Source organism: Bradyrhizobium sp. USDA 4538 (assembly GCF_024171045.1).
Lineage (GTDB): Bacteria > Pseudomonadota > Alphaproteobacteria > Rhizobiales > Xanthobacteraceae > Bradyrhizobium > Bradyrhizobium australafricanum.
On record NZ_JALJZE010000001.1, the window covers coordinates 8329659 to 8350127 of the forward strand.

The window sequence follows — 20469 nt, forward strand, 5'->3', positions numbered from 1 at the left end:
ATTTCACTCCGCGGGGTATTGCGCAAAATAGGCGTCCCGCAATGCATCTTCGAGCAGCCGGCCTTCCGAATAGCCATCGAGCGTCTTCGGCCGCGTCACGCCGTCGAGCAGCCGCGGGCACGGCTCGGGCGCGCCGAGCACGGCGCGCACCGGAATGCGCTCGGCATAGATCGGCAACTCGTAATCCTCGTCATCGTCGGCGACGCCCTTGGCGCGAATTTTTGCCGAGGCCTCCTCGATCTCCATCGCGATGAACGAGGTCGCCTTGATCTCCTGCTTGTTGCTGGCACGCAGGCTCGCGGTGCGCTCGGGGAAGAAACGGTCGACCATCGCGACGATCGCGCGTTCCTTCTCTGCGGGGTCGGTGACGAGATAGGCTGACCCGAACGCCATCACCGCGCGATAGTCGGCCGAGTGGTTGAAGCCGCAGCGCGCCAGCACCAGGCTGTCGAGATGGGCGACCGTCAGGCACACGCGTTGCCCTTCGGACTGGTTCTCCAGCATCCGGCTCGCGCTCGAGCCGTGCCAGTAGAGCCTGGTGCCCTCGCGCCAGAAGAAGGTCGGCGTGCAATAGGGCTGGCCGTCGATCACGTAGGAGACGTGGCACAGCATCGAGGCGTCGAGGATCTTGTGCACGGTGGCGTGGTCGTAGAAGCCGCGGTCGTGGCGGCGCTTCACGCGGCTGCGGGACGACATGGGATAGGACGGAGCGGATGCGCCTTCGGTCACGGTGAGCCTTTCGAAATCTGGAATCTGTCCAGAATTGTAGCGGCTCATTTGGTCTGCGATAGTGCCAATTCCATGCGAAAAATTCCGACCAATTCCCGGGAGCCCGCGGCGCGCAAGGCCGAGCTGCCGCTCGATCTCGCCGGCCCGCACGTCACCCCCGGCGCGGCCTCGCAGCAGCGGCTCTATCAGGCGCTGTGCCACGCGATCGTCGGCGGCCTCGTCAAGCCGGGCGAGCCGCTGCCGCCGTCGCGCGCGCTCGCCAAGCAGACCGGCTTCCGCCGCAACGCGGTCACCACGGCCTATGAGCGGCTGATCGCCGACGGCTTTGCGGTGGCAACCACGGGCTCCGGAACTTTCGTCGCGGCGCGCATTCCGGCGCAGGCCGCCGCGCCGCGCCGCGCAAGGATCGCGATCGAGCCGCCGCAGCACAATGCGCTGTCGCTCGGCTGCACCCATATCGACGAGCGCGCATTGCAGCGCTTCCGCGCCTTCGCCGGCCGCAGGCTGCGCGCCTTCGGGTCCGAGCATCTGCATTACGGCGATCCCCGCGGCAGCAGCGAGCTGCGCGCGGCGATATCGGACCATCTGCTGTCGGCGCGCGGGCTGCGCTGCGACCCCGACCAAATCATGCTGGCGTCCGGCACGCTGCATGCCCTGCGCATCGTGCTCGGGGCGATCCTCAAGCCCGGCGACCAGGTCTGGTGCGAAGACCCCGGCTATCCGGCGGCGCGGCGCGCGATCGAGCATTGCGGCTATCGTCCGGTGTCGGTGCCGGTCGACATGTCGGGCATGCGCATCGACAAGGGGCGCGCGTCCGCGCCGCAAGCGCGCGCTGCCTATGTCACGCCCTCGCACCAGTTTCCGCTCGGCGTGCAGATGTCGATGCCGCGCCGGCTCGAGCTGCTCGACTGGGCACGGGATGCCGGCGCCTTCGTGTTCGAAGACGACTACGACAGCGAGTTCCGCTACGACGGCGCGCCGCTGTTGTCGCTGGCCGGCATCGATCATCTGCGCCGCGTGATCTACATGGGCACGTTTGCGAAGACGTTGTTTCCCGGATTGCGGATCGGCTATTGCGCCCTGCCCGAAGCCTTGATCGGACCGGTGACGGCGGCGCGCGCCGCGCTCGACCGCTTTCCCGCCACGTTGATGGAAGGCGCGGTCGCCGACATGCTGAACTCCGGCGCCTTTGCGGCCAACTTACGCAAATCGCGCAAACTCTATCGCGAGGCGCGCGACGTCCTGGCGTCGACGCTTGTGAGCGCATCCGAAGGCGAGCTCACGGTTCCCGTGCCCTCGCAGGGCCTGCACCTCGTGGCGCGGCTCGATCCCGCGACCGATCCGCTGATTGCCGCGCAGGCAAAGGCTAATGCCGGCGTCGGCGGCTGGTTGCTCGCCGAGACCTATCATCGCGCGCGCCCATTGCCTGGCTTCGTGCTGGGATTTTCCGGGCATCCGGCTCCGCAACTCGTTGCATCGGCGGAACGATTGGCGAAGACAACGCTCGCCGCGCTGCGCGCGACGCGCAAGACATCGGTCAAGCCATCCGCCAAGCCGCAGCGCTCTAGGAGAATCGCAGTCACCTGACTAAGGTCGCCCGCGTTCAGTCAGTGTCCGCTTACGGAGATACCGGATGCCAAATCGCAACGTCCTGTATCTCGTGATCGCCGCGCTGGTCGTGATCGCAGGCATGCTCGGCTACAATCTTTATCAGGCGAACAAGCAGCCCGAAGGCCTTCAGATCAATGTCGGCCCCGACGGGCTCAAGATCCAGAACAAGTGAAGGAGGCTGCGATGCTGCGCTTGGGATTCGTCGCGCTGGTCAGCGTCGCAGCTCTTGGCGCGATGACTCAATCCGCCGCAGCAGAGCAGTCCTACATGCGCGAGGGCGACATCGTCGATCTGCGGGTCGGCCAGCGCGTCCTTGTCGATGACGGCTCGTGCCCGGCCGGGCAGATCAAGCAGGTCGTCGGCTCCAGGCTGAGCCAGAACGGCGTGGTGCGGACCAGCAGCTGCGTGCCGCGCCTCGCCAAAAAGTAAAACGCCCCGCTGACGCGAGGCGCTGCGGTCCTCATTGCTTTGAGGCGCGGCTCAGTTCGAGACCGGCTCGAACATGCATTGCAGGGTCGGCTTGGCGATCTTGGTGAAGGTCGGCCCGATCTCGCCCTGCTTGGACGGCGGCACCCAATCGGTCTCGATGGTCGGCACGCCGGTCTCGCTGATACCGCGTAGCAGCGCCTGGCGCAGGTCGGGATCGTCCACGGTCGCGGCGGCGTGGTCGTGCAGGCAGCCGCACACGGCCTCGGGATGCGCCCAGCGGCCGAGCATATGCGGCGCGCATTGCCGCACGAACTCGTCGCGCGGTTCAGGCACGCGGTACAGCGAGCGGATCTGCATCGATTCGAGGGGGAGCTGGGATTGGGCCTGCGCGGCGCCCGCCAAGGGCCCCATCAGGACGAGCGATGCCAACATCGCGGCGGAACAGATACGGAGCAGCATGGGGAGCCTTTACCGGCAGTTCTGTTTTTTGCGTCGCGCTCAGTTGGCCTGCGCCAGCACCATCGGGACCGGGGTGACTACCGGCGAGCCGTTATAGGAGAAGGTGCCAATCCCGGGCAAACCGCTGTCCGGCGAGCCTGCCATCGACGAACCGGCCATCACAAAGGCGAAGGCGAGGATCAGGCTCATGGTTCGCATCTGAAAGTCTCCGTTATTCCGCTCGTCGGCGTCCGGCGCCGTTGTGTGACGGTCTGATAACGATCTGCCGTTTCCGGAGTTCTGCGGAACAAGCCGAAAATGGTTTCGTCGGAACTCGAATTGTTTCGTCGACCAGCGGTCCACGAAACATTCGGCGGAAAACACCAATGATTTCAGCGGCAGCAGCGTGACTGAAAAGCTGTTGAAAACTTCGCGCGACAATGCCGGCCCCCGGCCACTGCCGGAGCGACAGCCAATTATGCGTGCAAACTGAACGAGCTACCGCGCTTTGTTAACTTTCCTCTGCTGAGAGGAGAAGCAGCACAGCAAGGGCTGCGGTGAACCGGGCGGCGGTTTCGTCGACTCATGTCTGGGCGCCGTGCAACCATCTTCGCGGTGGCACGTTGTCGTAATCCCTCCCGATCCAACGAAGGATGTCAGTCGTGGGCAATGGCAACATCGGTGTTGGCAATGAATCCGCGGCGAGCAAATCCGGCCAGCAGCAGATGACGGCCGCGATGCCGCAGCAAGGCGCCTACGTGATGGGCGACAATGAGTGCGCGCCGCAGAAGCTGGTCCGCCTCGTCGGCTGCCGCGACTCGAAGGTCAAACCGGGCCTTGGCATCAGCGCGAAGCAGTTCGGGCAAACCGAGCGCTAGCTCGCCCACCGCCTCAGCCGCCTGGGCCAAGCCCCTGCCCCTGCTCCAGCTATTGAATGAACTCGCCGCACTTCTGCACGGCAGTATCGGCCGCGCCCCACGGCATGATCGGCACCGACGACGTCGAGTTCTTTGGCGAGCCCTCGATCAGGCGGTCCGAATAGACCATGTAGACCAGCACATTGCGCTTGGCGTCGCAGCCGCGCACGATCTGCATCTTCTTGAAGAACAGCGACCGGCGCTTGCTGAACATGTCATCGCCCTGCCCGAGCTTGGTCTTGAAGCGGATCGGCCCGATCTGCCGGCAAGCCAGCGAGATATCGGAGACTTCCTCGGCAAGGCCAAGCCAGCCCTTGAAGCCGCCCCTCTCCGGCACCGTGAAGTGACAGGCGACGCCCTCGACCTCGGGATCATCGACGCCATAGGTCGCGAGCTTGTCGTTGGGGCTCACCCATTTGAACACGGTGGAGCGGCGGAAGATCAGGTCCGGCTCGTCGGCCGCGACCGCAGGACCCGCCTGCCCCAAAGCCAGCAACATCAGCAGCACCGCGCATCCCCATCGAGACAACCGTCGCAGGTCACACAAGCTCACAGTTCTCGATGTCATTGAGGTCTCCGCGGGGTGGGTCCCGCCTATGTAGTGCGCAAACGCCGCACAGGAAGGCGCTGACAGTTCGGTGATCGAACGCGGCGCTTTAACCTCTTGTGAGGCTTTTTTGTTACTCTTTCGTCGAAAATACCGCCCTCACGGAAGGGTTAGATCGCTTGCGCTGGTGAACGCGTTGTGCGTCTGCGACAACCAACATGTAGTTTGGACTGGGATTCGGAATATGCGCGCAGGTGGACGGCGGATTTCGGTTTTTGACTTCGCGAATGAGCGGTTCTGGCAGCTGGCAATTCTGACGACCGCCGGCACCGTCGCCGCCTCCACGCAGGCCGATGCAGCGCTCTATTACTGGAACCGCGACTCCGCCTTCTACGGCGACTACGAGCCGATGCCGCTGCCACAGCCGCACCGGCAAAAGCCGAAGCGCAGCACAGCCAAGAAGAATCCGGCGATCGAGAAGGAGGCCGGCAGCAAGCCGCAAGGTCCCCTGATCATCTCGGTCTCGATCGACCAGCAGCGGGTCAGCCTCTACGACGCCAACGGCCTCTATGCCGAGAGCCCGGTGTCAACGGGCATGAAGGGGCATTCGACCCCGATGGGTGTCTTCAGCGTCATCCAGAAGCAGAAGTACCACCAGTCCAACATCTATAGCGGCGCGCCGATGCCGTATATGCAGCGCATCACCTGGTCGGGCATCGCCATGCACGCCGGCGTGCTGCCCGGCTATCCGGCGTCCCACGGCTGCATCCGCATGCCGATGTCGTTCGCGGTCAAGATGTACAATTGGACGCGGATGGGCGCCCGCGTCTTCGTCACGCCGGGCACGATCTCGCCGGAAAGTTTCTCGCACCCGCTGCTGGTCACGCAGAAGGTGGCGCCGCAGCAGCCGGTTGCCGACGACATTCTGAAGATGGATGCGCCGCTCGGCGTGAAGAGCGACAAGGGCGCCGACAAGCAGTCCAGTCTCGATTTGCGCAGCAGCGTCGGTCATGCCGCCGCGTCGCTGCGCGACAACACCCACACCGCCGACGCCAGCAGCGCGATGCCGGCAGCGAGTGCGTCAGTGACAATGTCCGATGCGTCCTCTTCCACGGCGCGCGACGCCATCGCGGAGAAGATCGCAGCGGACAAGTCCGAGACCGTGAAGCCCGAGACGGCCGCCGCCGACAAGCCGGCCGAGACCAATTCCGCCGGCCACGACAGCAACGCGACCACAGATGACAAGACGGTCGGCGAAACCACCGCCAGCACCGACACGCCAAAGAGCGAGGTCTCCGCAAGCGATCCGGTGAAGGCGGAAGCCAAGGCCGACGAGCCGAAGGCGGACGCCGCCAAGCCTGGTGTTGCCGAGGCGCCCAAGATCGATGCACCGAAGGCCGATGCATCGAAGGCCGCTGACAAGCCCGCCGAGGCAGCGATCGCAGCTGATGGGCCCGACGCCAAGAAGGATCCGGCGCGGCTGCCGGGCACCGCCAGGATCGACGTGCCGAAGCGCGCCGGCCAGATTGCGGTGTTCATCAGCCGCAAGGATTCCAAGCTCTACGTGCGGCAGAATTTTGCACCTCTGTTCGAGGTGCCGGTGACGATCGCGGCAAGCGACCGGCCGCTCGGCACCCATGTGTTCACCGCACAAGCCGACAAGACCGATACGAACCTGCTGCGCTGGTCGGTGGTGACGCTGCCGACCCGCAACGTCGCCCGCATCGACGTCGAGGAGCGTGCCTCGCATCGCCGCAAGGTCGCGGCGGCAGCAGTGGCCGAGGCCAGGCCGCAGCCGGTGACCAACAGTCCGGCCGAGGCGCTCGACCGCATCTCGATTCCGGCCGACGTGATGGCGCGGATCAGCGAAGCGCTCGGCACCGGCGGATCGATCATCGTCTCCGACCTCGGTGTGAACCAGGGCGAGACCGGCGAAGGCACTGACTTCATCCTGCCGCTGCGTTGAGGCGATCGATCCCGGATTTCGCTTCGCTCCATCCGGGCTACTCGCCTCCGGCAATAACGCCTTCTTGAAAGCCTGCGCGTCCCCTCCGGATTATGATCCCGACGAACATCTGTTCCGGGGACGAGACCATGATGGACCGCAGGACCCTGATCGTGACCGCGATCGCCGCAGCCGCGGCATCCCGCCCGCTGCATGCCGAGCAGCCCGCGATAAGCCGGATCACCGCCTACGCCTTCTCATTTCCGGCACTCGGCGGCGGCGATATCAGACTTGCCGACTATGCCGGCCGTCCGCTGATGATCGTGAACACGGCCTCGCTTTGCGGCTTCACGCCGCAATATGCCGGCCTGCAGCAACTCTGGACCGAATTCCGCGATCGCGGCTTCGTCATCATTGGCGTCCCCTCCAATGATTTCGGCGGCCAGGAGCCCGGCGGCCCAACCGATATCGCCGAGACTGCGCAGCATCAATATGGCGTCACCTTCCCGATCGCGGCGAAAGCAATCGTCCGCGGAGCGAGCGCGCATCCGTTCTACCGCTGGGCGGCGGAGGCTCGGCCAAAGGACGTGCCGCGCTGGAATTTTCACAAATACCTGATCGGCCGCGACGGCTACATCGCCGACGTTTTCGCTGAGTCGGTTGCGCCCGACGACACGCGCATCAAGACCGGGATCGCACGGGCATCGGCGGCCGCGTGAGATATGACGATAATCCCCGGAATTAACTGATCCGACGAGGATTTTGGACACGCGCTCGCCACGTTCATTGCCTTGGCGTCGCCACTGCGACTAGGGTACGATCGGTTGGGGGCGAAGCGACCCGGTCGCGGCAATGCCGGCGCCGGGAGCGCGAGCAGCAGGGAACACGCCATGCGCATTGCGACAGGTCTGATTTTTGCGGGGACCGTATCGTTGCTCGCGTCGAGCGCAGCTTGGTCGCAGACGTCGCCCCCCAAGGGCGCTACTGCGGCACCGGCGGCACCAGCGGCCGCGGCTCCCGCGCCCGCCGCCGCAGCACCGGCCCCGGCAACCGCAACCGCAGCCCCGGTTCCGCCGAAGCAACCGCCACAGCCGGCGCGCGCCGCCTGCAACAATCCGAACGCGCTCGGCGTCGGCCGCACGGTCGAGATCGATACCACCGGCGGTCCGGGCTTCGGCTTCGAGCATTTCAAGCAGCTCGACTTCCTTCGCGACCATGAGGTGGTGCTGACCTTCGACGACGGCCCGTGGCCGGGCAACACGCCGGCAGTGCTGAAGGCGCTCGCGGATGAATGCACCACGGGCATCTTCTTCCCGATCGGCAAGCACGCGACCTATCACCCCGAAATCCTGCGGCAGGTCTATGCCGCCGGCCACACGGTCGGCGCTCACACCTGGTCGCACGCCAATCTGAACAACAAGAAGCTGACCGAGGATCAGAAGAAGGACGAGATCGAGCGCGGCTACGCTGCGGTCAAGTGGGCGCTCGAGACCTCACCCTCGCCGTTCTTCCGCTTCCCGGCGCTGCAGCATCCGCCGGAGATGGTGACCTATCTCGGCAACCGCAACATCGCGATCTTCTCCTGCGACCTCGACTCCTTCGACTTCAAGGCGAGCAAGCCGCAGCAGGTGATCGACACCGTGATGAAGAAGCTGAACAAGCTCGGCAAGGGCATCATCCTGATGCACGACTTCCAGAAGCACACCGCGGAAGCGCTACCCACGCTGCTGACGCAGCTCAAGGCCGGCGGCTACAAGGTGGTCGCGATGCGCGCCAAGTTCCCGGTGACGGTGCTGCCGCAATACGAGCAGGAGCTCGCCAAGGACGTCAAGCTGCCGACCGTAAGCTCGCGCCCGGTGAACAGCGTCGTCACCACCGTCGATCAGCAATAACGCCGGCGACAATCCTGGTGCCGGCGCTGCGTATCGAAGGCTTCGTCATCGTCTCCGCCGATGGCCGGCTGGCGAATGCGCGGAACGTAATGCCCGACGACCTCAAGATCGAGGGCGACAAGCGGTTCTTCACCGCGGCCCTCGACCGCGCCGACCTCGTCGTGCATGGTCGTAACTCCCAGGAAGAGCAGCCGAACGCGCCGAAGCGGCGGCGCCTGATCCTGACCAGCAAGGTTGCGGCGACCGCGCCCGACCCCGACAATCCGAAGGCGCTGTTGTGGAATCCCGCCGGCTGCCCGTTCGAGACCGCGAGCCGCGAGGCCGGCGTGACCTCGGGCATGGTCGCGATCATCGGCGGCCCCGGCGTGTTCGGCATGTTCATGGATCGCTACGACACGTTCTGGCTCTCGGTCGCGCCACGGGTGCGCATCCCCGACGGCGAGCCGTGCTTTCCCGGCGTCCCCGCCCGCACCCCGCAGCAGGTGCTGTCAGCGCACGGCCTGCACGCCGGCGCGCCGCAGCTGATCGATGCTGCGCAGGACGTCAGCGTTACGCCGTGGCGGCGAAGCGCATAGATCCCGAGCAGCTTGCGATGAACAACGGCATGACCTCCCTGGCGAAGGCCGTAGCTCTTGTGGCGATGGCGTCGCTGGTCGCAACCAGCGCAGTTGGCGCCTGCAAAACCACCCTGCGCGGCGAACTCGTGCAAGCGCCCGGCGACCGCAAGGCCTATGTCGGGGAATTCCTGTACTTCTACCTCGTCGAAATGACGACGGAGGGCCCGACGGGCCCGGAGAAGCTCTTTCAATCGTTCGTGGTTCCCAACACGAGCGAGACGCTTCCCATTCCGTTCGCCCTGGAAATCGATCAGCCCAAAGACTGTCCAGGCGAACTCGAACTGCGCGTCGATACCAAAGACCGGGATATCATGCGACTTGGCACCGACACGTCATCGGCTGGCGGGAAAACGATCAGGCTAGAAAGGTTTGAGAGCGTACCGATGTGGGGACCACTTTTCTGAACCTCACAGTGGCGCATGGATGCGTGACAAGCCGGCAATAACTCGTCGGACGAGCTAGCGCAGCGTAGATCGCCCGGCGGTCTGCCGTGACCTACACGTCCCCATAGGCCGGGTCGTCGCGGCGCGGGCCGCGGCCGTAGCCGGCGATGATGAACAGCGCGCCGATCAACGACAGGTTCTTCAGCGCATCGATCAGCGTCCTGAGGTTGTCGGGCGCCGGCTGATTCCAGAAGTCATGGAAGTAGAAGGTGGCGAAGCACACGAAGATGATCAGGAGAATCGCGAAGAACCGCGCCAGCACGTTCACCGCGATCATCAGCCCCGCGACGATCTCGAAGCCGCCGATCGTGACCGCCAGCAGCTGCATGAGGGGCATGCCGACGGCGGTTTCGATCTGCTGCGTATAGGGCGCGACCACGGCCGGGATCGTCACCTTGGCCGCCAGCAGATCCGCCGTCGCCTGGATGCCGAACAGCTTGCTCGCTCCCGAATAGAGGAACAGCACGGCGAACAGGATCCGCCCGAAGGTGATGAACGCTGGCATGGGTCGGCCTCACTGGATGGCAGAAATCGGACGAAGCAGGCGAAGCGATTATGGTCGCTCCACCTGCCTCGATCAAATCGAATCCATCTCGGTTCAAACACGATGCGGAAAACCGCGCTGCGGTTATCCGAACATAACGTGCTCAAACAACGGCCGTCAGCCGAACAGCGTCGGCTGCGCGCGGCCGGCGCGTTCCTGGGCTTCGACGGCGGCCACCGCCGTCATGTTGAGGATGCCGCGCGCCGTCACGCCGGGGGTGAGGATGTGCGCCGGGCGCGCCGGACCGATCAGGATCGGCCCCACCGGCAACGCGTTGGCCAGCGATTTGATCATTTGATAGGCGATGTTGGCGGCATCGAGGTTCGGCATGATCAGGATGTTGGCCTCGCCTTCCAGCCGCGACTGCGGCAGCACCAGGCGCCGCGCCGCCGCCGACAGCGCGGTGTCGCCCTGCATCTCGCCGTCGGCCTCGATCTCCGGATGCTTGTCCTTCAAGAGCTGGGTCGCTCGCCGCATCTTGCGCGAGGAATCCGTGTCATAGCTGCCGAAGTCGGAATGTGACACGAAGGCGACCCTCGGCTTGAAGGCGAAGCGCTGGACGTGGATCGCCGCGAGCGATGCCACTTCAGCGAGTTCCTCCGCGCTCGGGTTCGGCCGCACCTGGGTATCGGCGAGGAAATGGGCTCCGGTGGAGGTGATCATCAGCGCCAGCGCGGCATAGTCGCTGACCCCCGGCAGGAAGCCGATGATCTCGCGGACATGGCGCAGATGGCTCATGTAGCGGCCCTCGACGCCGCACAGCATCGCGTCGGCCTCGCCACGCGACACGGCAAGCGCCGCGATCACGGTATTGTTGGTGCGGACCACGGTCCGCGCGGCCTCCGGTGTCACGCCGCGCCGGCCGGCGACGTCGATATAGGACTGCACATAGGAACGGTAGCGCGGATCGTCCTCGGGATTGATCAGGTCGAAATCGCGGCCGGCCTTGATCGACAGGCCGAAGCGCTTGATCCTGGTCTCGACCACCGACGGACGGCCGACCAGGATCGGCCGCGCCAGCTTTTCCTCGAGCACCACCTGCGTCGCGCGCAGCACACGCTCGTCCTCGCCTTCGGCGTAGATCACGCGCACCGGCTGGGTCTTCGCCTTGGCGAACACCGGCTTCATGGTGAGGCCGGAGCGGAAGGCGAAGCGTTCGAGATTGGCGGCGTATTCGTCGAAATTGGTGATCGGCCGGGTCGCGACGCCGGACTCGATCGCGGCCCTGGCCACCGCCGGCGCGATGCGCAGGATCAGGCGCGGATCGAACGGGCTCGGGATCAGCGAACCGGGGCCAAACCCCTGGGTCTCGCCGCTCTCGAAACCATGGGCCACCGCATCCGACGGCGGATCGCGCGCGAGCTGCGCGATCGCGTCCACCGCGGCATGCTTCATCGCCTCGTTGATCGCGGTGGCGCCGACGTCGAGCGCGCCGCGGAAGATGAAGGGGAAGCAGAGCACGTTGTTGACCTGGTTCGGAAAGTCCGACCGTCCGGTGCAGATCATCGCGTCGGGACGCGCCAGACGCGCCTCATCCGGCATGATCTCCGGCACCGGATTGGCCAGCGCCATCACCAGCGGCTTGTCGCCCATCTGCTTGACCATTTCGGGCTTCAGCACACCCGGCGCCGACAGGCCGATGAAGATGTCCGCGCCCGGAATGACGTCGGCGAGCACGCGTGCGTCGGTCTTCTGGGTATAGACCGCCTTCCAGCGATCCATCGTGGTGTTGCGGCCCTCATAGACCACACCGTCGATGTCGCAGACCCAGATGTTCTTGCGCTGCGCCCCCATCGAGACCAGCAGATTGAGGGTTGCGATCGCGGCGGCGCCGGCGCCCGAGCAGACGATCTTCACGTCAGACAGTTGCTTGCCGTTCAACAACAGCCCGTTGACGATCGCCGCGGCGACGATGATGGCGGTGCCGTGCTGGTCGTCGTGGAAGACCGGGATCTTCATGCGCTCCTTGAGCTGCGCCTCGATCTCGAAGCACTCAGGTCCGCGGATGTCCTCGAGATTGATGCCGCCGAAGGTCGGCTCCAGCGCGGCAACGGTCTCGACTACGCGCTCGATCGTGTCGGCCTTGATCTCGATGTCGAACACGTCGATGCCGGCGAATTTCTTGAACAGCACCGCCTTGCCTTCCATGACGGGCTTCGAGGCCAGCGGACCGATATTGCCGAGACCGAGCACCGCGGTGCCGTTCGAGACCACGGCGACCAGATTGGCGCGCGCGGTCAGCGTCGCCGCCTCGGCCGGGTTCTTGGCGATCTCGGTGCAGGCGGCGGCCACGCCCGGCGAATAGGCCAGCGCCAGGTCACGCTGGTTGGCAAGCGGCTTGATCGCCTGGATCTCGAGCTTGCCCGGCCGCGGCAGCCGGTGGTAGGCGAGCGCCGCGTTGTGGAGTTCTTCAGACGATGACGACATGCGTGCTCCCCGCGTTTCCGGCCCAAATTTCTTGTTTCTGTGCTAATCCAGGCAAAAGTCAGTTGTCCGGCAAATCGAGCCGGATGTGAAGCATGTCCAACCACTTGGATGCAACATCCGATAATGTCCCCGTCAACAGGCCCGGGCCGGCCGTTCATCGACGCCTGCCCCTCCCCGCGCCTTTCGGCCGGGATTGGCAATTTTTTTCCCTTGATGATCCGGAGTTGACCGAATGAAGAAAATTCTGCTCGGCCTGATCGCCGTGGTTGTGATCGCGGCCGCCGGCTTCTTCGGTTTCGACTTTTACGCCCAGCGCCGGGTCACGCGCGACGTCGAGGCCGCCTTCGAGCAGGTCCGTGCCACTGGCGCCAAGGCGAGCCACGGCAAGATCACGTTCGACGTCAAGAGCCGCACCCTGACGATCGCCGACGTCGCCACCGAGTCGGGGACGCAATCCCCGGTCAGCGTCAAGATTGCCAGTCTCACGATGACCGGCCTCGGTCAAACCGACGCGGCACGGGTCTCCGCCGGCAATGTCGAGTTCAGCGATGTCGAGATCGGCGTGGCAGGACCTACCCCGACGATCACCTCACTGACCTACAAGGCGCCGCGGATCACTGTGAAGGATTTTTCCGGCCCCGCCAGCCTGCCCCAGCTTCCGGCGTCGTCGTCGATCTTCGAGCTGTACCGGTCCGCGTTCGGACTGCTCGCGAGCATCAACGCATCATCGGTCGCTGCGCCTAGCCTGACCGGAACGATGACCTTCAGCGCCGCCGCAAAAGCCGGCGACGGCGCCGGCGGCGAATTCGCCTATTCGGGCATCGCCATCGAAAACATGAAGGACGGAAAAATCGCGTCCAGCAAAACCGACAAGGTTGTGTTCACGATCAACCAGCAGGCGGCCGGCAAGCCGATCAAAATGACCGGCGAGCTCGCCAACATCGCCGCGACCGATATCGACGTCGGCGCGATGGCGGCGATGTTCGATCCAGGCAAGGCCAACGATGACAGGGAGTACCGGGTCCAGGGACACGTTTCGGCCGGTCCTTATGTCATCACCGCTGCGCCCGGCGTGAACATGCGGATCGGGGGCGTGACCGTCGACGACACCAGGATCAATCCGTCACGGATGCAGCTGCCGGCACTGCTGGCAATGATCCCGCCGCAAGGGAGCCCACCGCCGTCTGCCGTCCAGGCGCGCGAACTGCTGGACAAGGTCGCCGGCCTCTATTCGGGCATCGGAATTGCAAATGCTGAAATGCATGGGCTCTCGCTCGAGACGCCGCAGGGCCCGCTCAAGCTCGCCTCGGTGCGGTTCAACTTCGAACACGGCAAGATCGGCGAGCTTGCGGTCGAGGGACTCGATACCCGTGCGCCGAATGGTCCCATCAAGGTCGGACGCTTCGCGCTGAAGTCGCTCGACGTCGCCAACTTCATGCGGCTGTCGGCACAATTCGCTGCGCAGAAGCCGTCGGCCGAACAGGCGCTGGCGCTATTCCCGCTGATCGAAGGCGTCGAGATCAAGGGCGTCGCGTCGCCCTACAAGGCCACCGGCAAGCCGGTCAACATCGACGTCTTCAGTCTCGACTGGGGTCAGTTCGTCGGATCGATCCCGAGCAAGCTGCGGCTGACCGCCAAGCTGGCGGCGCCGCTCGATGCGGCCGATCCGCGGCAGCAACCGCTCGTCGCTGCCGGGATCGACCGGATGGCCGTCGATGCCGATCTCGGCGCCGTTTGGACCGAGACCTCGCGCGCGTTCGCACTCGAGCCGGTCAAGCTCGACATGGCGGGCGTGCTGAGCGCGTCGGCGAAGGTCACGCTCGGCAACGTGCCGCGCGAGGCATTCTCGACCAGCGCCGCGGAAGCGATGGGCGCTGCCGCGCAGATCGAAGCCGGCACGATCCAGCTCACGGTCCACGACCTCGGCGTCATCGATCTCGCGGTCGCTCAATTTGCGCGCACCCGGAACATCAGCCGCGACGAGGCGCGCAAGGTCATCCTCGACGCCATCAAGGCGCAGGGCGGCGAGATCGGCGGGAGCAATCCCGACGCCACCGCGCTCGTCACCGCGATCGGCCAGTTCATCGAGACGCCGGGACAGACGCTGGTCATCAAGCTCACTCCGCGCGCGAAGGCGCCGGCGCTTCAGCTGATGCAGCTCCTCAAGACCGATCCGCAATCGGCGCTGGCGCAGTTCCGGATCGAGGCCTCGACGGGGTTGTGATTCTCCCGCCCGTAGCCCGGATGGAGCGAAGCACAATCCGGGAACAGCGTCGCCGCAGGAGGGACCGCCCCGGATTTCGCTTTCGCTCCATCCGGGCTACGCACCTCTCCTGCCCGCCTAACCCTTCGCCGGCAGGTTGGTGCGGATGTGCAGCTCCTTGAGCTGCTTCGGGGTTGCTTCCGACGGCGCGCCCATCAGCAGGTCCATGGCCTGCTGGTTCATCGGGAACAGCGAGATCTCGCGCAGATTGTTGGTGCCGCAGAGCAGCATCACGATACGGTCGAGGCCGGCCGCCATGCCGCCGTGCGGCGGGGCGCCATACTGGAACGCACGGTACATGCCGCCGAAGCGGTCGATGACCTCCTGCTCGCCATAGCCTGCGATCTCGAACGCCTTCACCATCGCTTCCGGCTTGTGGTTGCGGATGCCGCCGGAGGCGATCTCGTAGCCGTTGCAGGCGATGTCGTACTGGAACGCCTTGATGGTCAGCGGGTCCTGCGACTTCAGCGCGTCGAGGCCGCCCTGCGGCATCGAGAACGGGTTGTGCGAGAAGTCGACCTTCTTGTTCTCCTCGTCATACTCGTACATCGGGAAGTCGACAATCCAGGCGAGTTCGAACCGGTCCTTGTCGATCAGGTTCAATTCCTCGCCGAGCTTGGTGCGCGCGAGACCCGCAAACTTCCAGAATTTCTCGGGATCGCCGGCGACGAAGAACGCCGCATCGCCTTCCTTGAGGCCGAGCTGGTCGCGGATCGCAGCGGTGCGCTCGGGGCCGATGTTGTTCGCCAGGGGACCTGCGCCCTCGCCGCCCTCGCGCCACATGATGTAGCCGAGACCGGGCTGGCCTTCGCCCTGCGCCCACGAGTTCATGCGATCGCAGAACGCGCGGCTGCCGCCGCCGGTGCCCGGGATCGCCCAGACCTGGTTCTTCGGGTCTTCGAGCATGCGCGCGAACACCTTGAAGCCGGAGCCGCGGAAGTGCTCGGAGACTTCCTGCATCACGATCTTGTTGCGCAAATCGGGCTTGTCGGAGCCGTATTTGCGCACGGCCTCCGCGAACGGAATCCGCGGCCAGTTCTTCGTCACCGGCTTGCCCTTGGCAAAGTCCTCGAACACGCCGGTGATCACAGGCTCCATCGCCGCGAACACGTCGTCCTGGGTGACAAAGCTCATCTCGACGTCGAGCTGATAGAACTCGCCCGGCAGACGGTCGGCGCGCGGGTCCTCGTCGCGGAAGCACGGCGCGATCTGGAAGTAGCGGTCGAAGCCCGACATCATCAACAGCTGCTTGTACTGCTGCGGCGCCTGCGGCAGCGCGTAGAACTTGCCGGGATGGATGCGCGACGGCACCAGGAAGTCGCGCGCGCCTTCCGGCGAGGACGCCGTCAGGATCGGGGTCTGGAATTCGAAGAAGCCCTGCTCCTTCATCCGCTTGCGCATGGAATCGACCACCGCGCCGCGGGTCATGATGTTCTGGTGCAGCTTCTCGCGACGCAGGTCGAGGAAGCGGTATTTCAGCCTGATATCTTCAGGATATTCCTGCTCGCCGAACACCGGCAGCGGCAGCTCGGCCGCCGGGCCCAGCACCTCGATCTCCTTGATGTAGATCTCGACCATGCCGGTCGGCAGTTCGGGGTTGTCGGTGCCGGCGGGACGGCGGCGCACCTTGCCGTCGATCCGCACCACCCATTCGGAGCGGAACTTCTCGACCTCGGCGAATGCCGGCGAGTCCGGATCGGCCACGCATTGGGTGATGCCGTAATGGTCGCGCAGATCGACGAACAGCACGCCGCCATGGTCGCGGACCCGGTGAACCCAACCCGAAAGCCGGACCGTCTGGTCGATATCGCCCTCTCGGAGCGCGCCGCATGTGTGTGACCGGTAGCGATGCATAGTCGTTCCAAAAACTGATGTCGGAGGAGAATCGCGATAGGAAACTTCCTATCCGAAGGCGCTGGGTTTACCCGAGCCCGCTCGGGGCGGCAACCAAGGGAACGCCCGCTTTTGGCCCGAAACTGCAGATTTTGCTGCGATCCGGCGCCAGATGGGCGCCAATCGTTTGCCTATTCGGCCCGCAGGCCTATCTTCTGGATATGACCATTCATTTCCCGTTCCAGAACACCTATTCGGCGCTGCCGGCGAACTTTTTCGCCCGTGTCGCGCCGACCCCGGTCGCCGCCCCCCGGCTGATCAAGCTGAACCGGACGCTCGCCGTCCAGCTTGGGCTGGATCCGGACCTGCTGTCGACGCCGGAGGGCGCCGAGATCCTTGCCGGAAAGCGGCTGCCTGACGGCGCCGACCCGATCGCCATGGCCTATGCCGGCCATCAATTCGGGCACTTTGTTCCCCAGCTCGGCGACGGCCGCGCCATCCTGCTCGGCGAGGTCATCGACAAGGACGGCGTCCGCCGCGACATCCAGCTCAAGGGATCCGGCCCGACCCCGTTCTCCCGCCGCGGCGACGGCCGCGCCGCGCTCGGTCCTGTGCTGCGCGAATACATCGTCAGCGAGGCGATGTTCGCGTTGGGCATCCCGACCACCAGATCACTTGCGGCGGTCGTCACCGGCGAGCCCGTGATGCGCGAGACCGCGCTGCCGGGCGCGGTGCTGACCCGCGTCGCCGCGAGCCACATCCGCGTCGGCACCTTCCAGTTCTTCGCCGCCCGCGGCGACACCGAGGGCGTGCGCGCGCTCGCCGACCATGTCATCGCCAGGCACTATCCCGAGCTGAAGGACGCGGCCCAGCCCTATCACGCCCTGCTCGCCGGCGTCGTGGCACGGCAGGCCGCGCTGGTCGCGCGCTGGCTCCTTGTCGGCTTCATCCACGGCGTGATGAACACCGACAACACCTCGATCTCGGGCGAGACCATCGATTACGGTCCCTGTGCCTTCCTCGATGCCTACAATCCGGCTCAGGTATTCTCATCGATCGACGAGATGGGCCGCTACGCCTATGCCAACCAGCCGCGCATCGCGCTGTGGAATCTGACCCGGCTCGCCGAATGCCTGCTGCCGCTGTTCGCGGACGAGCAGGAGAAGGCCATCGAGCAGGCGCAAGTGATCCTCGGCGAATTCCCCGAAAAGTTCACCGCAGCCTATAACGCCGGCCTGCGCGCCAAGGTCGGCCTGTTCACCGTGCGCGACGGTGACGAGGCGCTGATCCAGGATCTGCTCGACGCGATGGCCAAGAACGCGGCCGACTTCACCCTGACCTTCCGCCATCTCGGCGAGGCCGCAAGCGATGACGCCGCGGACGTCCGCGCGCAGTTCACCGATCCCGCGGCGTTCGACGAATGGGCCGCCCGCTGGCGCGCCCGCCTCGCGCTGGAGCCGCAAACGCCGGCCGAATGCAAGGCCGCGATGCAGGCGGTCAATCCGGCCTTCATCCCGCGCAACCACCGGATCGAGGCGGTGATTGCGGCTGCGGTGAACTCGGATGACTACGCGCCGTTCGAGGAGCTGCTGACGGTGCTGGCCAAGCCCTATGAGGACCAGCCGCAGTTCGCGGCCTACGCCGATCCGCCGCTCCCCGAGCAGCGCGTGACGCAGACATTCTGCGGGACGTGAGGTCTTTCCGCCGTCATTGCGAGGAGCGCAGCGACGAAGCAATCCATACCTCCGTGCATGCGAGCCGATGGATTGCTTCGCTTCGCTTGCAATGACGCTGGTGCGACCCTCACACCGTCACCACGATCTTGCCGAACTGCGTGTTCGACTCCAGGTACCGGTGCGCCTCGACGATCTCCTCGAACGGAAACGTCCTGGCGATGATCGGCTTCAAGGCGCCGTCCGCAAGCCCGTCGAGGATGAACGCCTTCGCCGCGGCAAGCCGGCCGGGATCGCGCACGATCTCGTGCACGAGGTAGCCGCGCAGGGTCGCGCTCTTGCCGAGCACGTTGGCGAGCGGGAACGGCGTCGGCTCAGGACTGAGTCCACCATATTCGATCAGGATGCCGCCGGGCGCCATCGCCGCCGTCAGCGGCACGAAGGCGGGGCCGCCGACGGCATCGAACACCACGCGCACGCCGTTCGGTCCCGCGATCTGCTCCAGCCTTGATTGCAGATCCTGCTCCGCCGACGCCATCACGTGCGCCGCGCCGGCCTCGCGCAGCGCCTGCGCCTTGGCCGATGTCCGCGTCACCGCTATCGGGACCGCGCCGATACGGTTGGCGATCTGGATCGCCGCGAGCCCGACGCTGCTCGACGCCGCTGTGATGACGACGAACTCGCCTCGCCCGAGCCTTGCAAGATCGACCAGCGCACCGAACGCGGTGAGATACTGCATCCACACCGCAGCGGCCGTTTCAAAACCGAGCGCGGGCGGATGCTTGACGACAAGCTCCGCCGGAAAGGTCGCGAGCTCGGCATGGGCCGGCCAGCGCACCATCGAGACCGGCGGCACGATGCTCACGGCATCGCCCGGCGCAAATTCTTCGACGCCTTCGCCGATCGCCGCGACAATCCCGGCGGCTTCCAGCCCGAGGCCGGACGGCAGCGTCGCGGTCTCGATATAGCTGCCCCGGCGCAGCGAGGCCTCGGCGCGGTTGAGCCCAAGCACCTTGACTCGGATCTGAACCTCGCCGGGCGCCGGCGGCGCAACCGCGATCTCCTCGATACGCAGCACCTCGGGACCACCATGCTGGTGAAAGCGGACGACGCGGGCCATGGGCGAACTCCAAAACAATTGAATGGAATGCCGCTATGCCCGGCGGCGATCGCCGGATAAATCACCCGGTAGCTCCGACAATCGAAACCAGGAGTTTTGAATTGGATCGCCTCACCAGCATGGCCGTCTTCGTCAGGGCGGTCGATCTCGGCTCGTTCGCGGCCGCCGCCGATGCGCTCGAGATGTCGGCCCCCATGGTCGGCAAGCATGTGCGCTTCCTCGAACAACGGCTCGACGTCCGCCTGCTCCATCGCACCACGCGGCGGCAGAGCCTGACCGATTCAGGGCAAGCCTATTACGAGCGCTGCCGCATCGTGCTCGGCGAGGCCGAGGCGGCCGACGCGCTCGCCTCCGATCAATCGTCGCAGCCGCGCGGGCGGCTGCGGGTGACGATGCCGGCGCTGCTCGGCCGCTACTGCATCGTCCCCACGCTGCTGAAGCTCGCGCAGAAACATCCGGCGCTCGAGCTCGATCTCGCGTTCGGCGATCCGATCGCCGATCTGATGGAGGGCGGTTACGACCTTGCGATCAGGACCGGCGAGCTTAACGAGCAATCCGGCGTGATCGCGCGGCGCATCGCGCGCCAGCGCATGGTGGTGTGCGGCTCGCGCGCCTATCTGAAGGCCCATGGCAGGCCGCGCACGCTCGACGAGCTCGGCCGGCACCAGGCGATCGTCTACCGCCGCTCGGGCCGCGTTCGCCCGTGGCTGTTCCCGCGCGACGGTCTTGCGCCGCACGAGGTCTGGCCGGCCGGGCGGCTCAGGCTCGACGACCTCGAAGCCATCGCGGATGCCGCAGCGCGCGGCATGGGGCTGGCGTGGCTGCCCTCCTGGCTGGTGCGCGAACGCCTCGACACCGGCGCGCTGGTCCGCGTTCTCGGCGACAGCGGGGAATTTCCCTACGATTGCCACGCGCTGTGGCTGCCGACGCCGCGACTGCCACCCAAGATCCGCTTTGCGGTGGATGCGCTCGCGGCCGCGCTGCCGAAGCTCGTGGCGTAGCGCCGCGCCCCCGATTTGTTTGCAACGATTTCGCGCGCGC

General features: G+C 65.7%; 20 protein-coding genes. 12 read left to right on the plus strand and 8 right to left on the minus strand.

Going from position 1 to position 20469, the window contains the following annotated elements; translation table 11 throughout:
• Positions 1-3: 3 nt before the first annotated feature.
• A complete protein-coding gene (locus tag J2R78_RS38450) occupies positions 4-696 on the minus strand; it encodes a pyridoxamine 5'-phosphate oxidase family protein (protein WP_375167144.1) in 693 nt (230 codons plus the stop codon).
• Positions 697-801: 105 nt separating this feature from the next.
• On the opposite strand from J2R78_RS38450, the gene J2R78_RS38455 reads away from it, so the two are divergent.
• Genes J2R78_RS38455 through J2R78_RS38465 form a run of 3 tightly spaced genes read left to right on the plus strand, consistent with a single transcriptional unit; the run spans position 802 to position 2769 of the window.
• The gene (locus J2R78_RS38455) at positions 802-2316 is read left to right on the plus strand and encodes a PLP-dependent aminotransferase family protein (RefSeq protein ID WP_253608891.1); all 1515 of its coding nucleotides are present in this window, start codon (positions 802-804) and stop codon (positions 2314-2316) included.
• Positions 2317-2362: 46 nt separating this feature from the next.
• Entirely contained in the window at positions 2363-2512 is a 150-nt protein-coding gene (locus tag J2R78_RS38460) for a hypothetical protein (RefSeq protein WP_167350431.1), read from the plus strand.
• Between the two features lie 11 nt (positions 2513-2523).
• Positions 2524-2769, plus strand: coding sequence for a DUF6719 family protein (locus tag J2R78_RS38465; RefSeq protein WP_210262764.1), 246 nt, complete (start codon positions 2524-2526; stop codon positions 2767-2769).
• A gap of 51 nt (positions 2770-2820) precedes the next feature.
• Here the strand turns inward: J2R78_RS38465 and J2R78_RS38470 are convergent, their stop codons facing one another.
• Positions 2821-3228 (minus strand): hypothetical protein, encoded by a 408-nt coding sequence (locus tag J2R78_RS38470; RefSeq protein WP_057019915.1) that lies wholly within the window; start codon positions 3226-3228, stop codon positions 2821-2823.
• A gap of 39 nt (positions 3229-3267) precedes the next feature.
• A complete protein-coding gene (locus J2R78_RS38475; RefSeq protein WP_253608892.1) occupies positions 3268-3648 on the minus strand; it encodes a hypothetical protein in 381 nt (126 codons plus the stop codon).
• A gap of 212 nt (positions 3649-3860) precedes the next feature.
• Here J2R78_RS38475 and J2R78_RS38480 point away from each other — a divergent pair, with 212 nt between their 5' ends.
• Positions 3861-4085 carry a hypothetical protein gene (locus tag J2R78_RS38480; RefSeq protein WP_076832039.1) on the plus strand — a complete coding sequence of 75 codons (225 nt, stop codon included), beginning with the start codon at positions 3861-3863 and terminating at the stop codon, positions 4083-4085.
• Between the two features lie 49 nt (positions 4086-4134).
• On the opposite strand, the gene J2R78_RS38485 is transcribed toward J2R78_RS38480, so the two are convergent.
• Positions 4135-4692, minus strand: coding sequence for a CreA family protein (locus J2R78_RS38485; protein WP_253608893.1), 558 nt, complete (start codon positions 4690-4692; stop codon positions 4135-4137).
• 223 nt (positions 4693-4915) lie between these two features.
• Here J2R78_RS38485 and J2R78_RS38490 point away from each other — a divergent pair, with 223 nt between their 5' ends.
• From J2R78_RS38490 to J2R78_RS38510, 5 genes are all read left to right on the plus strand, one after another.
• Entirely contained in the window at positions 4916-6637 is a 1722-nt protein-coding gene (locus J2R78_RS38490) for a L,D-transpeptidase family protein (protein WP_253608894.1), read from the plus strand.
• A 128-nt stretch (positions 6638-6765) separates the two neighbouring features.
• Positions 6766-7335 carry a glutathione peroxidase gene (locus tag J2R78_RS38495; protein WP_253608895.1) on the plus strand — a complete coding sequence of 190 codons (570 nt, stop codon included), beginning with the start codon at positions 6766-6768 and terminating at the stop codon, positions 7333-7335.
• A 171-nt stretch (positions 7336-7506) separates the two neighbouring features.
• The gene (locus J2R78_RS38500; RefSeq protein WP_253608896.1) at positions 7507-8508 is read left to right on the plus strand and encodes a polysaccharide deacetylase family protein; all 1002 of its coding nucleotides are present in this window, start codon (positions 7507-7509) and stop codon (positions 8506-8508) included.
• Positions 8509-8525: 17 nt separating this feature from the next.
• On the plus strand, positions 8526-9083 hold the full coding sequence (locus J2R78_RS38505) for a dihydrofolate reductase (RefSeq protein WP_253608897.1): 558 nt from the start codon (positions 8526-8528) through the stop codon (positions 9081-9083).
• 17 nt (positions 9084-9100) lie between these two features.
• Positions 9101-9529: a hypothetical protein gene (locus tag J2R78_RS38510; protein ID WP_253608898.1), complete on the plus strand. Its 429-nt coding sequence runs from the start codon at positions 9101-9103 to the stop codon at positions 9527-9529.
• Positions 9530-9620: 91 nt separating this feature from the next.
• Here the strand turns inward: J2R78_RS38510 and J2R78_RS38515 are convergent, their stop codons facing one another.
• Entirely contained in the window at positions 9621-10073 is a 453-nt protein-coding gene (locus J2R78_RS38515) for a DoxX family protein (RefSeq protein WP_253608899.1), read from the minus strand.
• Between the two features lie 156 nt (positions 10074-10229).
• Positions 10230-12539 carry an NADP-dependent malic enzyme gene (locus J2R78_RS38520; RefSeq protein ID WP_057019906.1) on the minus strand — a complete coding sequence of 770 codons (2310 nt, stop codon included), beginning with the start codon at positions 12537-12539 and terminating at the stop codon, positions 10230-10232.
• 232 nt (positions 12540-12771) lie between these two features.
• On the opposite strand from J2R78_RS38520, the gene J2R78_RS38525 reads away from it, so the two are divergent.
• Positions 12772-14763, plus strand: a complete 1992-nt coding sequence (locus tag J2R78_RS38525) for a hypothetical protein (RefSeq protein WP_253608900.1) — start codon at positions 12772-12774, stop codon at positions 14761-14763.
• A 117-nt stretch (positions 14764-14880) separates the two neighbouring features.
• Here J2R78_RS38525 and aspS read toward each other — a convergent pair whose 3' ends face one another.
• A complete protein-coding gene (gene aspS, locus J2R78_RS38530; RefSeq protein WP_253608901.1) occupies positions 14881-16656 on the minus strand; it encodes an aspartate--tRNA ligase in 1776 nt (591 codons plus the stop codon).
• Positions 16657-16856: 200 nt separating this feature from the next.
• Between aspS and J2R78_RS38535 the strand changes: the two genes are divergently transcribed.
• Positions 16857-18329: a YdiU family protein gene (locus J2R78_RS38535; protein ID WP_253608902.1), complete on the plus strand. Its 1473-nt coding sequence runs from the start codon at positions 16857-16859 to the stop codon at positions 18327-18329.
• Between the two features lie 109 nt (positions 18330-18438).
• Here J2R78_RS38535 and J2R78_RS38540 read toward each other — a convergent pair whose 3' ends face one another.
• On the minus strand, positions 18439-19428 hold the full coding sequence (locus J2R78_RS38540; RefSeq protein WP_253608903.1) for a zinc-dependent alcohol dehydrogenase family protein: 990 nt from the start codon (positions 19426-19428) through the stop codon (positions 18439-18441).
• Between the two features lie 101 nt (positions 19429-19529).
• Here J2R78_RS38540 and J2R78_RS38545 point away from each other — a divergent pair, with 101 nt between their 5' ends.
• Positions 19530-20429, plus strand: coding sequence for a LysR family transcriptional regulator (locus J2R78_RS38545; protein WP_253608904.1), 900 nt, complete (start codon positions 19530-19532; stop codon positions 20427-20429).
• Positions 20430-20469 lie beyond the last annotated feature (40 nt).

Coding starts and splice junctions, on each gene's coding strand:
- J2R78_RS38450 (WP_375167144.1), bottom strand. CDS start 696: ATGTCGTCCCGCAGCCGCGTGAAGCGCCGCCACGACCGCGGCTTCTAC.
- J2R78_RS38455 (WP_253608891.1), top strand. CDS start 802: ATGCGAAAAATTCCGACCAATTCCCGGGAGCCCGCGGCGCGCAAGGCC.
- J2R78_RS38460 (WP_167350431.1), top strand. CDS start 2,363: ATGCCAAATCGCAACGTCCTGTATCTCGTGATCGCCGCGCTGGTCGTG.
- J2R78_RS38465 (WP_210262764.1), top strand. CDS start 2,524: ATGCTGCGCTTGGGATTCGTCGCGCTGGTCAGCGTCGCAGCTCTTGGC.
- J2R78_RS38470 (WP_057019915.1), bottom strand. CDS start 3,228: ATGCTGCTCCGTATCTGTTCCGCCGCGATGTTGGCATCGCTCGTCCTG.
- J2R78_RS38480 (WP_076832039.1), top strand. CDS start 3,861: ATGTCAGTCGTGGGCAATGGCAACATCGGTGTTGGCAATGAATCCGCG.
- J2R78_RS38485 (WP_253608893.1), bottom strand. CDS start 4,692: ATGACATCGAGAACTGTGAGCTTGTGTGACCTGCGACGGTTGTCTCGA.
- J2R78_RS38490 (WP_253608894.1), top strand. CDS start 4,916: ATGCGCGCAGGTGGACGGCGGATTTCGGTTTTTGACTTCGCGAATGAG.
- J2R78_RS38495 (WP_253608895.1), top strand. CDS start 6,766: ATGATGGACCGCAGGACCCTGATCGTGACCGCGATCGCCGCAGCCGCG.
- J2R78_RS38500 (WP_253608896.1), top strand. CDS start 7,507: ATGCGCATTGCGACAGGTCTGATTTTTGCGGGGACCGTATCGTTGCTC.
- J2R78_RS38510 (WP_253608898.1), top strand. CDS start 9,101: ATGAACAACGGCATGACCTCCCTGGCGAAGGCCGTAGCTCTTGTGGCG.
- J2R78_RS38515 (WP_253608899.1), bottom strand. CDS start 10,073: ATGCCAGCGTTCATCACCTTCGGGCGGATCCTGTTCGCCGTGCTGTTC.
- J2R78_RS38520 (WP_057019906.1), bottom strand. CDS start 12,539: ATGTCGTCATCGTCTGAAGAACTCCACAACGCGGCGCTCGCCTACCAC.
- J2R78_RS38525 (WP_253608900.1), top strand. CDS start 12,772: ATGAAGAAAATTCTGCTCGGCCTGATCGCCGTGGTTGTGATCGCGGCC.
- aspS (WP_253608901.1), bottom strand. CDS start 16,656: ATGCATCGCTACCGGTCACACACATGCGGCGCGCTCCGAGAGGGCGAT.
- J2R78_RS38535 (WP_253608902.1), top strand. CDS start 16,857: ATGACCATTCATTTCCCGTTCCAGAACACCTATTCGGCGCTGCCGGCG.
- J2R78_RS38540 (WP_253608903.1), bottom strand. CDS start 19,428: ATGGCCCGCGTCGTCCGCTTTCACCAGCATGGTGGTCCCGAGGTGCTG.